The organism is Marinobacter sp. DSM 26671 (genome assembly GCF_900112835.1).
Taxonomy (GTDB): domain Bacteria; phylum Pseudomonadota; class Gammaproteobacteria; order Pseudomonadales; family Oleiphilaceae; genus Marinobacter; species Marinobacter flavimaris.
The window spans coordinates 280,871-293,946 of record NZ_FONF01000004.1; the positions used below are offsets into that span (position 1 = coordinate 280,871).

The 13,076-nt window shown below is 53.6% G+C and carries 12 protein-coding genes; 11 read left to right on the forward strand and 1 reads right to left on the reverse strand.

Annotated features, from left to right (window positions below; translation table 11 throughout):
- Window positions 1-39: 39 nt before the first annotated feature.
- The 11 genes from BM035_RS06730 (at window position 40) to BM035_RS06780 (ending at window position 12,585) form a co-directional block, all read left to right on the forward strand.
- On the forward strand, window positions 40-2,118 hold the full coding sequence (locus BM035_RS06730) for a type VI secretion system Vgr family protein (protein ID WP_092030840.1): 2,079 nt from the start codon (window positions 40-42) through the stop codon (window positions 2,116-2,118).
- Window positions 2,118-2,984 (forward strand): DUF4123 domain-containing protein, encoded by an 867-nt coding sequence (locus BM035_RS06735; RefSeq protein WP_092030818.1) that lies wholly within the window; start codon window positions 2,118-2,120, stop codon window positions 2,982-2,984. Before BM035_RS06730 ends, BM035_RS06735 begins: the two co-directional genes overlap by 1 nt.
- Entirely contained in the window at window positions 2,977-5,844 is a 2,868-nt protein-coding gene (locus tag BM035_RS06740) for a toxin VasX (RefSeq protein WP_092030820.1), read from the forward strand. The genes BM035_RS06735 and BM035_RS06740 overlap by 8 nt, the downstream gene beginning before the upstream one ends.
- The gene (locus BM035_RS06745) at window positions 5,819-6,694 is read left to right on the forward strand and encodes a hypothetical protein (protein WP_008175742.1); all 876 of its coding nucleotides are present in this window, start codon (window positions 5,819-5,821) and stop codon (window positions 6,692-6,694) included. Before BM035_RS06740 ends, BM035_RS06745 begins: the two co-directional genes overlap by 26 nt.
- A 20-nt stretch (window positions 6,695-6,714) precedes the next feature.
- The gene (locus tag BM035_RS06750) at window positions 6,715-7,164 is read left to right on the forward strand and encodes a DUF4124 domain-containing protein (RefSeq protein WP_227497864.1); all 450 of its coding nucleotides are present in this window, start codon (window positions 6,715-6,717) and stop codon (window positions 7,162-7,164) included.
- A 77-nt stretch (window positions 7,165-7,241) separates the two neighbouring features.
- Complete coding sequence (locus BM035_RS06755) at window positions 7,242-8,096, forward strand: DNA ligase (RefSeq protein ID WP_092030822.1); 855 nt, start codon at window positions 7,242-7,244, stop codon at window positions 8,094-8,096.
- A gap of 115 nt (window positions 8,097-8,211) precedes the next feature.
- Window positions 8,212-8,469, forward strand: coding sequence for a YdcH family protein (locus BM035_RS06760; RefSeq protein ID WP_008175748.1), 258 nt, complete (start codon window positions 8,212-8,214; stop codon window positions 8,467-8,469).
- A 100-nt stretch (window positions 8,470-8,569) separates the two neighbouring features.
- Complete coding sequence (locus tag BM035_RS06765) at window positions 8,570-9,835, forward strand: glycerophosphodiester phosphodiesterase family protein (protein ID WP_008175750.1); 1,266 nt, start codon at window positions 8,570-8,572, stop codon at window positions 9,833-9,835.
- Between the two features lie 164 nt (window positions 9,836-9,999).
- Window positions 10,000-11,055 (forward strand): type IV toxin-antitoxin system AbiEi family antitoxin, encoded by a 1,056-nt coding sequence (locus BM035_RS06770; RefSeq protein WP_241956217.1) that lies wholly within the window; start codon window positions 10,000-10,002, stop codon window positions 11,053-11,055.
- Complete coding sequence (locus BM035_RS06775; protein WP_008175754.1) at window positions 11,021-11,890, forward strand: nucleotidyl transferase AbiEii/AbiGii toxin family protein; 870 nt, start codon at window positions 11,021-11,023, stop codon at window positions 11,888-11,890. Before BM035_RS06770 ends, BM035_RS06775 begins: the two co-directional genes overlap by 35 nt.
- 341 nt (window positions 11,891-12,231) lie before the next feature.
- Window positions 12,232-12,585 carry a hypothetical protein gene (locus BM035_RS06780; protein WP_008175757.1) on the forward strand — a complete coding sequence of 118 codons (354 nt, stop codon included), beginning with the start codon at window positions 12,232-12,234 and terminating at the stop codon, window positions 12,583-12,585.
- Between the two features lie 255 nt (window positions 12,586-12,840).
- Here BM035_RS06780 and BM035_RS06785 read toward each other — a convergent pair.
- Window positions 12,841-13,076, reverse strand: a 236-nt coding sequence (locus BM035_RS06785; protein WP_217646320.1) for an ATP-binding protein, incomplete at its 5' end; no start/stop codon positions are given.

A 13,076-nucleotide genomic window follows, 5' to 3' on the forward strand; every position in this document is an offset into this window, starting at 1 on the left:
CGAAAGCCCGGACTTTATTTTTCTTCAGGGACCGAAGACATGCCCCAGGCAAGCGGACTGCAATTCACCGCCACCATTGGCGAATTCTCCTCTGATCACTTTTCCGTTGTTGGCTTTGCGCTGACAGAGCGACTGTCGGAGCTGTTGCATGGACGTCTTGACCTAGCCAGCACTGACTCGTCTGTTGGCGCCTCCAGCGTTCTGGAGCAACCGATAGATCTCGTGATCTGGCGGGACGGGACCCCGCTGCGCCGTTTTACCGGCGTCGTCAGCGAATTTGCCCGCGGCGAATCCGGCCATCGGCGTACCCGCTACCAACTGGTTTTCCAACCACCGCTCTGGCGCCTGGCGCTGATGCACAACAGCCGTATTTTCCAGAACCGCGGCACGGATGAGATTGTGCGTACCCTGCTGGAGGAGCGGGGGATTGTCGATACCGTCTTCGACCTTGAACGCCGCCCCGAGGAGCGGGAATACTGCGTCCAGCATCGGGAAAGTGATCTGGCCTTTGTTGAACGTCTGGCTGCCGAAGAAGGCTGGCACTACCGCTACCAGCACGGCAGCCTCGATGGTCAGGAGCCACCGGCCCTGGTTTTTGCCGATCATCATCGCGATTCGCCACGGCTCGAAGCCGTCCCTTACAACGGCAAAGCAGGGGGCAGCACCCGAACGCCCTGTGTGTTCCGGTTCGCGTACCGGGAACGGGTGCGCCCTGCTTCGGTCGCCATGAAGGATTACACCTTCAAAAACCCGGCCTATGCCCTGATGCATGAGCAGTCTGGCGATAAGCTCGTCCACCGGGAGGATTACCAGCACTACGACTACCCCGGCCGATTCAAACAGGATGCCAGTGGTCGGCCGTTCACTGAAGCCAGGCTTGCGGCGCTGCGCAGCGATGCCAGCACAGCCTTTGGCGAGAGCAATCGCCCGGAGTTTGCACCTGGGGCCAGGGTGCTCCTGACCGACCACGACAACGAGGCTGTGAACCGCGACTGGCTTCTCACAGCGATCACCCATACTGGCTCACAACCCCAGGCCCTGGAAGAAGAGGGTGGCAGCGAACCGACACGCTACGGCAACCACTTTACCGCCATCCCCGCAGACCGTAGCTGGCGGCCCGTGTGTGAGCACAAACCATTGATGGACGGACCCCAGATGGCCATGGTGACCGGCCCGGAAGGCGAAGAAATTCATTGCGACCAATACGGCCGGGTGAAAGTGCGCTTTCCCTGGGATCGCTATGCGTTAAATGATCAACACAGCAGTGCCTGGCTCCGAGTCAGCCAGGGTTGGGCCGGCGGCCAGTATGGTTTCACCGCACTGCCGAGGATCGGCCATGAAGTGATCGTTTCCTTCCTGGACGGCGACCCGGACCAGCCGATCATCACCGGCCGGACCTGGCACGCCACCAACACACCGCCGTATTCGCTGCCGGAACACAAAACCCGCACCACCCTGAAAACCAAAACCCACAAGGGCGAGGGCAGTAACGAGCTTCGGTTTGAAGACGAAGCCGGCGAAGAACAGATCTACGTTCACGCCCAGAAAGACCTAGCTCTGATCACGGAGAACAACCGCACTGAAGTCATTAGGAACGATTGCCACCTGACCGTGGGCAACGACCGCAAGGCCCACATAAAAGGCAGTGGCCACGCCACGGTGAACGGTGAAAAACGGGAGAAAAACGGCAAAGACCGCAGTTTCAACGTCACTGGTACGTTGCACCTGAAAGCCGGCACGGCCTGGCTAACCGACTCTGGCACCGAATTGCATATCAAGGCCGGCCAGAAAGCCGTTATTGAAGCCGGTGCGGAAATCACCCTCAATGCCGGTGGCAGCTTCGTGAAGATCGACCCCAGCGGTGTGGCTATGGCTGGGGCGACGATCAAACTTAATGCTGGAGGGGCCCCGGGTAAGGGGAGTGGGCAGAGGGTGCAGGTGCCGGATATGCCGGGGTTGGTGGAGAAGAATGGGGGGGCTGTTGCGCCGGTGGCCCTGCCGGAGACACAGCAAAGACCGATGGCCAAGTCCGACCAGATGCGCGCCATCAAGAATGCCGCGAATCAGGGTAAGGGAATTTGCCAGGTCTGCTCATCAGAATCACAAGGTGCGATCTGATGGGGCATCTGGCTGAACTTCCCGGTGAGGGGAAGACGTTCATTCTTATTGATGGCGCCAAAGTAAATAATCTGCCCCAAGTTATTTATCGTGAGATCGAAACACCTCATTGTGATGCGCTCTACAGGCAAACGGAGCTTGCCGACCTATTGGAAATTTCACCGTGGCTGGTTGAAACGGGAATAGATAGCTCGCTGACACTTAAATGCTTCAATGATTGGAAACATCAGGGTGTTGCCATCTTATTGCGGGCTGAATGCCACTTCGAAGAGGTCATGCACCACTTGCGTGGATTGCTTATGGCGAGGTTGGTCACGGGAGATGAGGTTGTTTTCCGGTTTTATGATCCTGAAATCGCGCGGCACCTGTTGAAGCTGGATTCATCAGGTGAAAGTGTGAGGCGATTGATGGGGCCTTGTAGCCTGTTCGCCATTCAGGATCGCCGCACTGGTGGGTGGGACTATTTTCATAATGATCAGCCCAGTAGTGAGCGGCAGGCTGAGAGGTTAAGCATTCGTGAGGAACACCAGGTTGCCATGGAAAGAGCGGCGGAACGGACGGCCCTCAGGAAACTCGAACTTCACGTTGCAAACTACTTTCCCCATTTGCTTCAGAAAACGGATACAGATGGGAAGGATTGGGGGATGGTCTCTGCTTTAGTCGATGCGGCGAAAGCGCGGGGACTCTGTAGTACCCGAGATATTGCGCTGTTTATCAATACGATTGGCTGGCTTGGACACCAGGCATTCGACGACAGTGAAGTACAGCTTCTGTGGAAAGAGAATTCCGCAGCGCCAGGCAAAGCCATAGCGCGAATTGCAGAATTCGCCGAGAAAAAGTCAACGGAGGGACTGGTTCATGGGTAGCGCTAACAGCTCAGCGTTTATACAGGGTGCTGATGACATAGACTCAGCGGCACAGATGTGCCCGCTCCAGTTCAAAACCGTTGCGTTGTATCCGGTACGTTGGGCGATCAGTCAGGAAGAAGTAGCGCTGCCCCCTCACTTCCGACCGCCCACCGTTGCGCTTGAAACCACGCATTACTGTGTACGAAAACTAACGCCCGGTTGGGTGTATATGTTCTCCGAAGTATTCGGAACGCTGCATGAGTATCGTGTTGACGAACAAGGCGAGTTGACAGAAGTGCAGCCGGGGTTCAACTCGGTTCTTTTTTCCGCTGTGGACGCAGAAAGCGCTTTGCCCGCCTTACATCACCCTGCGGAAGGAAAAGTTTTTCTTAAGTTTGTGCAGCATCGATGGACTTCCCGTTTGCAGGAACTTGTACGCACGGATGCGGAAATTCGCGAAGAGCACATGCAGCCGTTCGACTTGCGAAGCCTACCTGGAAGAGGTGAGGCCGTTAATATCAGTGAAACTGAAGCGATAAGCGAGGTGGTTGAAGATTTTCGATCAGAACCGTTGGATTTTGAATGGAGTCTGACCACCTTAATGCATGGAATCGGTGAATCGGATTTGCAGGGCCAATGCAAAAAAGAAACTGAATTTTCTTACTGCGTTGCTCTTGAAGACGAAATCGGTATCACATCTGATTTGAGTCAATTGCATGCTCTTTATGTGAATCTGATTACGAACTATGCCGAGGAGAACGCATACGCCTATACAACCGCCCAGATGGTAGATGCGCTCATTGCCCGTGAGGCTGGCAAAAAGGAATCGCCTGAGGACCAGCAGGAAACTGCTGAGGAACTTAAAGAACGAGTTCGTTCAGAGGAAAAAGACGCATTCGTCGAAAGCTACCACAAGCAGCTTGAAAAGTATGACCACGCTCGAACATTGGTATTCGATGATTGGAAGCGATGGATTGATTCTGACCAACTGGCCAGGAAGCTGGAGCTCAACGACTGTTACTGCGCCGAAGGGTTCAAGGCGGTTGAGCAGGAACTGGCAGATATATTGGATGGCTACGTCAGTTCGGAGAAAGGTAAGGAAGACTCTGAAAATTGGTTAGCTGCTGATGAGGGCGACGCGGGTACGGTTGGGAACATGTTAAAAACCGTCCTGTTCCTCGCATCTGCTACCAACGGCATGACCGAAAAACTGAAAGGCCTGCCCGGCTTTGACTATGGCAGCCTAAAGATCGTGGATAGTATCTTCGATATGCCTGCCTATGTGCAGGTGAGCACCGCCACCGATACTCTGATGCTGGAATTTGCCGCTCCCGCTGCCAAGATGGGCACCTGGGCGAAAGACCCTCAAACTTGGCCGCAGTGGAGAAAGTGGACCAGGGCCGTCCAGCGACGTTATGGCATTGATGTCCACCGACACGGAATAACATTGAATACCGCGGCCGACTTGCTCCACGAGGTCCACCGTAAATCATTGGAAGGGGCCGGCCATAATCTCTCAGAACTTGCAATGACACCCCTGGCCGCCGGAATGGCGGATGCACGTATCAGGGCCTACCTGAACAGGGCACTGATCGACGTATTCCACCTGACCCCGGACTTCAAGGACAACCCCTTTGGCTGGCTTCATACCCGTCTGGACCCGGTAGTTGAAAGCATCAAGCAGAATAGGGGCAAGTTCATCGGCGCCGTGACTTTCTTCCACGCGATTAATCTGGCAAACCTGTTTTCTGGGTTGGATAAGACTCGGAAGGACGTGATGATTGGCGATAGGACAGCTATTGACCGGTGGGGGGCTGTTTTGTCCGGCCTATGGAGCGTCGGCGAGGGCGTTGTTAATCTCAGTGGAGTATTAGTCAAGGAGGAATATGCCAGAGCCTTGGGGGCAAGTCTCTCTGCGGCTGGTGCCAGGGTTTCGGTGGCTTTTAATGGGCTAAGGTTTGTTAGCAAGGTCGCAGATATTACGGTGAGTCTTGCGAGAATCAGCATAAAGCCCCTTCCTTACGTCGGTGTCATACTGTCAATAGGTCTGGAAGGCTGGACGAGCCACAAGGCTCTGAACACAGGCCATTACGCAATGGCGTCGCTATCCGGGGTCCAGATTGGGCTGAGTATCGGCATCACTTACCTGGCGTCTTTGGCAGTAGCGGGCGCCGTTACCGGGGCGGGTTTACCCGTTGTGCTTGTGGTGGGTTCAGTACTGGTCGCGATCTCTTTCGTCATCAGTATGGTACAGCTATATATAGCCCGATCTAGGATCGAGGATTTCATTTCACTGTCATTCTGGGGTAACGCGCCTACATTGCGGTACTGGGATGAGCAATCCAGGCCATCAAGCGCAGAGCTTCTGGAAGATAGCCGAACCATTGTTTCTCAGGGTGAGGGTGTCGATGTCAGGCGATATTTCGAAGCGGAACTGGATGGATTCTACTATTTGCTGTTCTCCCCCCTGGTAAAGATAACTGAGTACATGCCCAAGCATTGGGCGGTAACCCAACAGGGTGAGCAGCGAGTTCTATCAGAATTCACCAGTCTCATCGTGTATTTTCCAGGTTACATTGAAGGTAACTGCGCTGTCTCCATCAAGCTTTTCGTGGCTAATAGAAACTGGTTAGTGGAGAACGAGTCGAGGGAAATCACAGATCTGTTTAATAGAACAGCGAGGATAGACTCCACTTCGCAGGGCTTAATGTATCGGTTCACGCACTACAATCACGACAATTGGGAACAGCTCGAAATGCTGATCGAGTATGAGAAAGACGGCAGGAGCGTAACGGGTGAAAACGGGCTTAGAGTCATTCTGGATAACAACGATGTAGAGGAACTGGGTATCGATGAAAGACTTGCCTTTGAAGTGTGATTTTCCGGACACGAACCTGGAACAACAACTGGAAAAGAAGCTGTACCGAACCCACGGAGCGCGGCTTGCTAGTCCGCCGGCACGAAAAGTGAGGGGGGTGTCCGATTCGTCGGAAAAGATGGAGCACAGTTTTGCCTGCATCGGTGAACGTTTCGTGGACATTCGCACTGCCTTAATGTCTCTTCGCTCAGGCTTGCCAGCAATCATCAATATTTTCATGATTATTGTTATGGTATTGGGTTGGGTTATTAGCTTTTTTTATTCAAAAGCACTGTTTGCGATGTTGATTGCTTTTGGGCCAGTCTGGGTGGCCGTCTATGTGTTCGAAATTTTTCTTCCCCTCACGTTGCCCGTCCGGATCGACCGAAAGGAAGGATTTGTTTACGTAGGGCATAGAGGGACGTTCTACCGGATTCCTTGGGACGAATTGGAAGTGACCTTTTCTTACAACTGGCAATATTTAGGCTCCGGGGTTGTATGGGAACGACAGTACTACGCCCACCTTTTTATGCGGGAAAAGCATTACTTTTGTGGAAAGCCCCCAAAGATGCCCCTGCAGCGGAAAAAAATATCTTCCGGTTTTAAAGAAGAACGTATTTACCAGAAATGGAATTTTATTGTCAGGTATTATGATGAAGGAACCACTAGAGAGGACTTCGATAATCTTGCCTGGGTTAATTACGATTTCTATAAAGAGGATCTGAAAAAGAAATCAATTGGGATCAAAATTGTTGAGTGTTTGGGGGTCATTTTATTTGTTCCGAGTATTATTTGGTGGAATTTTACCCCCTTTAAATACAAATGGCCGAAGGAAATTGAAGCCATTTTCGGTAAAGCCAATTACTACTAGCCATTGAAAAGGAATTCGCGGTGTCTGTAAAAATCGCTCTAATGCTCCTCTGCCTTATTCCCCTCTCCACAAACGCCGGCGTCTACAAATGGGTCGATGCCAACGGTCAGACCCATTTCGGGGACCGTCCACCAGCTCAGGCAGCATCAAGTGAAGTTACGGTAAAGGCCGCCCCGGCCAGCGTGGATGCGGGAGCCCGGGAGCGGCATCAGAAGATGACCGAGTTTCTGGAGCAGCAGCAGGAAGAGCGTGAGACGCGGCAGGCTGCCAATGCCAAAGCCGAGGAGAAGGCGGAGAAGCAAGCCGAGCTGTGCAGAAAGCTTCGGGCGCGCCTCAAGTTTCTTGCCAGCGTTTCGACCTTCTACAACATCAACGATCAGGGCGAGCGGATTTATGTCAATGAGGCCGAGAATACCCGTATTCGTGAGGATTTCCGGGAAAAGGTGAGGAGCACCTGCGGAAACGACTAATACGCGGATGCTGACCAGGGGCGGAAAGGAAAGTCTGACCTCTGTAGGAAAAAGCAACTGAGAGCAAAGGAATTGCCATGCCGTTTCGATTGTTCAGCGCCGCGCTGCCGGTGCTGATTTCCCTTCTGTTTTCCCCCGTGGCGGTAGCGAAACAGCCCGAGCTGACACTCGCCAACGTGTATCAAAAGGGCATGCCGCTGGACGGCTACTGGGTCAGTGAAAAGCTCGACGGGGTGCGAGCATACTGGACTGGCGAGCGATTTCTTTCCCGTGGCGGTCATGAGTATCGGGCACCCGGTTGGTTCACCAGAGGGTTTCCGGCACGTCCCCTGGACGGTGAGCTCTGGATGGGGCGGGGCCGTTTTGCGGAATTGTCAGGGGCGGTGCGTCAGGTGGTGCCCGATGACAACGATTGGCGGCGGATTCGGTTCATGGTGTTTGATCTTCCGGATAAGGAGGCAACCTTCGACCAACGTTTGGCCCGGCTGCGTGTATTAATCCAAGAGGTTGAATCACCCTACATGGCGCTTGTCGATCAGCAACGGGCGAGCACCCATGAGAAACTGATGCAGCGTTTGGATAAGATCGTCGACGGCGGCGCAGAGGGTTTGATGTTGAAGCTGGGGTCCAGTCATTACCGAAGTGGGCGCTCCGATGATCTACTGAAAGTAAAACAGTATCAGGATGCCGAAGCGGTGGTTGTTCATCATCTGCCGGGAAAGGGCAAATACGAGGGGCTGATGGGGTCACTGCTGGTGGAGTTGGACGTTGGCAGGCGATTCCGGATTGGTACGGGGTTCAGCGATTCCGAGCGAGCGTCTCCTCCGAGACCCGGAACCACGATCACATTCAAGCACTATGGCCTCACAGCCACGGGGCTGCCTCGCTTTGCCAGCTTTCTCCGTATCCGGAATGATGAACCTGCGCGGTAATTGAGCGCACAGGCTCACTGGCGCTTGACGGGGGTCAAGACTGGCAAGCGCAGCTAGCCATACACTGGAATGAGTCAAATACATCTCATCCCCCACAGTCATGGAGACTGCGCGAATGTCCCTCGAAAAACACGATCTGATTCACGAACTGCCGGAATCCAAAGAAGCCATTCATCTTTTGAAAACCAACAGCACTCACTTCGCCAAGCTGTTTGACGAATATCATGAAGTGGACCATGCCGTTCATCGCGTTGAAACGGGCGCTGAAAACACCTCCGATGAGTATCTGGAAAACCTCAAAAAGAAGCGGCTGAATCTGAAGGACCAGTTGTTTGCCATGATTCGCGAGTATGAGGCTTCGGCGGCTAGCTGAGGGCAACCTGCCAGATAATCCAGCATCGGCTGTCAATTGGCCGTAATCCTCCTTGGGGAGACTGTTGATAGGGTATCATCGGTCTCACAAGGAGGAGGTTATGATGTTACGGATCCTTTCGGGGCTGGTGCTGTGCTCGGTACTTTCCCTGGTACAAGCGGCGACCGTTGAAGAGCTCTCCCCGCAATCAATTGCGCTGGCGCCTGAACAGTCGGAGCCCTCGGTCCATCTGGGACCACGGCCTTTCTGGCTGGTTGGTGCAATGGACGACAGTCCGCTCAAAGAGCGCCTGCAAGCCTGCAATACCGACACTGTCGAGAAAACGGATTTCTCCATCGGCCATCGTGGCGCGCCCCTGCAGTTTCCCGAACATACCCGTGAATCCTACATTGCGGCAGCGCGCATGGGTGCGGGTATTCTGGAATGTGATGTCGCCTTCACCAGGGATCGGGAACTGGTTTGCCGACATGCCCAGGACGACCTTCATACCACCACCAATATCGTTGCCGTCCCTGCATTGAACGCCAAGTGTACCCAGCCTTTTGTGCCCGCCGATCCTGCCACGGGCACGCCGGCACAGGCCGAGTGTCGCACCAGCGATATCACTCTGGCCGAGTTCAAGTCACTGGAGGGCAAGATGGATGCCCACAACCCAATGGCAACCACGCCGGAGGAATACCTGGCTGGCACCGCAGACTGGCGCACTGATCTCTACTCCAGCCGGGGCACCTTGATGACTCATCAGGAGAGCATCGAGTTGTTCAGGGCTCTGGGCGCGAAGTTCACTCCGGAATTGAAATCACCGGTGGTTGCTATGCCCTTTGAGGGGGATTACAGCCAGCAAGACTATGCCCGCCAAATGATCCAGGATTACATCGATGCCGGTGTGCAGCCGGAAGACGTCTGGCCCCAGTCCTTCAATTTGAAGGACGTTCTTTTCTGGGTAGACGAGATGCCGGAATTTGGTCGGCAAGCAGTCTTCCTCGACCAATCTGAGTCTACCCTTGTGAACGCGTCCGCAACCTATATGGCTTACCTTAAAAGTAGGGGTGTGAACATTCTGGCGCCGGCGCTCTGGAAGCTGCTGACTCTGGACAGCCAGAGGCAAATCGTTCCGTCCCGGTACGCGGAGAATGCGCGCGAAGCCGGCCTGGACCTGATTGCCTGGACCGTTGAGCGCAGCGGTCCGCTGGAAAAGGGCGGCGGCTGGTATTACCAGACGGTGACCGATGCCATTAACAACGACGGCGACGTGCTCACCGTGATCGATGTTCTGGCCCGTGAGGTAGGTGTGATTGGGGTTTTCTCGGATTGGCCGGCGACAACGACCTTCTATGCCAATTGTATGGGGTTGTCTAAGCATTGAGGTAGGGACGGCGCAGCGCCAAGTTGGCCCCCCGGAGAGAATGTGAATCTATGGCCTGTTTCTCCGGAGGACAGACAATAGCGCTCCTGAGCTCTTGTTCACTTAAAAGTCTTGTTCATTATTAATGAACAGTGCTATTTTGTGAACATAATGTTGGAGAGGCTATGAAACCATCAATCAACGAGCGCGCATTTCTAAGCCAGGCAATCCGCGCGTTCCATCAAGAGACAGGTTTAGACTTACACCCTACTGTCGAGAGTGAAGTGATGCCCTGCTCTGATGGCCTCATTCTTGCACTGGGCGATACGGGCATCCAGTACAGCGTTGAGCTGAAGCGCTGGGCGCAGCAGGCGAATATAGGCACTATTGTCGCTCAGCTACGGCGAATGCCGCCGCCCGCATTGCTGGTCGCTGATTACGTAAACCCGAATATGGCAGACCGCCTTCGAGAAGCCGGCGCACAGTTCATTGACGCCGCCGGCAATGCTTATCTGAACGAAAAGACATTCTTCATCTTCGTAAAAGGTAATCGCAAAAGGCCGGTTCATGCATCAGCAAGGAAAACCTCCCGAGCCTTTAATTCATCTGGTTTAAAGCTGATTTTCAGTTTTCTAATGGACCCTCATCTGGTCGGTGAAACTTATCGAAAAATGGCAGAAGTCAGCGGTGTTTCCCTCGGAGCCATCGGCTGGGTTCTGAATGACCTGAAAGACAAGGGCTATGTTCGAGAACATGGAAAGAAGGGCGCAAGGTCACTTGAGAACCCTATGGGGCTGCTTGATCGCTGGGCCGAGTCCTACCCGGAAAAACTGCTACCCGAGTTGGACATGGGGCTATTTCAGGCAACCTCTGCGATGCCGTGGAAGAAAATCCGGCCGGAGCTTCTGGGTGGGTGTTGGGGCGGGGAAGTTGCCGTCTCTCGGCTGGGCAACTATCTGTCGCCTGCCCAGGGGACTATTTATCTGCCCCGAGAAAAGCTGAAAAGCTTGGTGATGGAATATAGGCTTCGTAAAAGCCCGGGCAATTCACCCAATACGTCCGAGACATTGCAGATCAACGAGAAATTCTGGCTCGCTGATTCACTCAACGTAAACCAAACTCCTGGGATTGCCCCAGATATTCTTGTCTATGCTGACCTCCTGATGACCGGCGACTCGCGTAACCTGGAAGCAGCGGAGCGGCTTTATGCCCAGATTAAAGATCGATTCCAAGAATATTGATCCGACTCAATTGAAGACCTACGGAGCCATCAAGTGTGTCGCCGTGGATCAGGATGTGCCATTCATCATTGTCGGCGCCTCCGCCCGTGATCTGGTAATGCATCACGCCTATGGAGCACCCATTCAACGGGCAACAATGGATATCGATCTTGCCGTTCAGGTCCCGGATTGGGCTGATTTTGAACGCATCCGCGATAGTTTGATTGGCAAAGGTTATACCAAAACCGATCTCCCTCATCGTTTGCACGGCCCGAACGGCGCACCCATCGACATTCTTCCTTTTGGAGCTGTTGAAAGTGACGATTCAGTTATTCAATGGCCGCCTTCTGGCGAAGTGCAAATGAGCGTGGTCGGTTTTCAGGATGCCCTGAATAACGCCGACTGGTTGATGATAGCAGCAGAGTCAGAGTCAGAGTCAGAGTCAGAGCTGGAGTTGCCTGTTGCCAGTCCTCAGGGATTGGCCCTTCTGAAACTGGTGGCCTGGTCCGAAAGAGATGCGCAAACAAGACGCAAAGACGCGGCCGATATCGCTTATCTGGCATCCAACTATGAAAATATTCCTGGCCAGATGGACCGGCTTTTCGAGCAGCATGAAAGCATCCTCGAAGCCTACGGCTGGGATACGAGACTTGCGGGCGCTCAGTTGCTCGGCAAGGAAACGGCACAGATTGCCAACAAATCAACGATGAAAGTCCTGCGACGCCTGCTCAGTAAGGATCTGATTGCCAACCTGACTAGGGATTCGGGCAACACGTGCGGCGATTTCACCGAAGAAGTTGTGTCAGCGTTTATTGGCGGACTTTTTGGCTCAGAAGTAACAAATGTACAAAATTGACTCAGAAGCCAACCGCATAACACCAATGGCGGTAACTTCTCAGAATGCAAGATTTTAGAGCGAAATCACTGTCAGGAATGGCTCGAAAACGCTCCCGAAGCCTTCGGCGAAGAGCTTCCGATTATCCAGAAAGAGTTCGACGGTTTTGAAGATACCCGTGGACGCCGAGATTCACTTGTTCTCGACAAAGACGGCAACCTGGTCATTATCGAAAAGAAGCTGGATGACATCCGATCGTTATGTGGTCTGGCAGGCGCTGAAGTACGGCGGCTACTCCGCGAATCTGAGCAGTTCCTAGCGCCTGATATTCGTGGCGGCTAAATTCCGCAAAGAAGTCACCAATGTGGTGTTATGGCTCAGCCAGTTCTGATTGCATTCTCTTCCTTGCGCTTGTCTTCTACCGCCTGACACGGCCGGTTTCCTCCAGAAAACGGCAAAAAGGGGTAGAGGCGCAATCAGGTTTAGGTATCGATGCCATTCGCAATCTGATCAAAGCCAATCCCCTGGAGGCCGCGTTGATGGCGTTCGCAGTGGGTATCGCAGAGCAGAAGGATCCCAGGCTCAAATCATTGCTGATGGAAGGTGGCATGGTGCTGATGAAACGGGCCGAGTCGTCTGACCCCGACCGGGTCGTTGCATATAAGACTCCCGAGAACGAGAGTGAAACCAAGCCAGATTCTAATACCCCTCAATAAGTCAAAGTTGTTGTTTTTTTCGAGGTTAATTGCGGATTACGGGATCTTAGTCCGGGTTTAACCCGGTAGGGCAGGAATTCCTAGTAGGGTGAGTTCAGGTAATTGAAAGGCAACTTTCGATTTCCATGGAATGAAAGGATATTTGAACTCATTAGGAGGAACTGCGTATTCCGGCGAACGTGACCGGTCATTCCGGGGATCGTGACCGATTTGCACACGGCCATCACGCTGGAGTGAGTTTTGTACTCTGAGCGGTCACGATGGGTCAACCGATTCCGGTTTTTGTGTTTTCGCTTTTCGCAGTGATTCCCCCTTCAGATTGAGTCGGTGAGCGCCGTGTAGGAGCCGATCCAGGATGGCGTCGGCGAGCGTGGCGGAGCCGATGTAGTCGTGCCAGTGTTCGGTTGGTAACTGGCTCGCGATGAGCGTTGAGCCTCGCCCGTGCCGGTCTTCGATTACTTCCATCAGGTCTTGCCGTTGTTGTGCCGTCA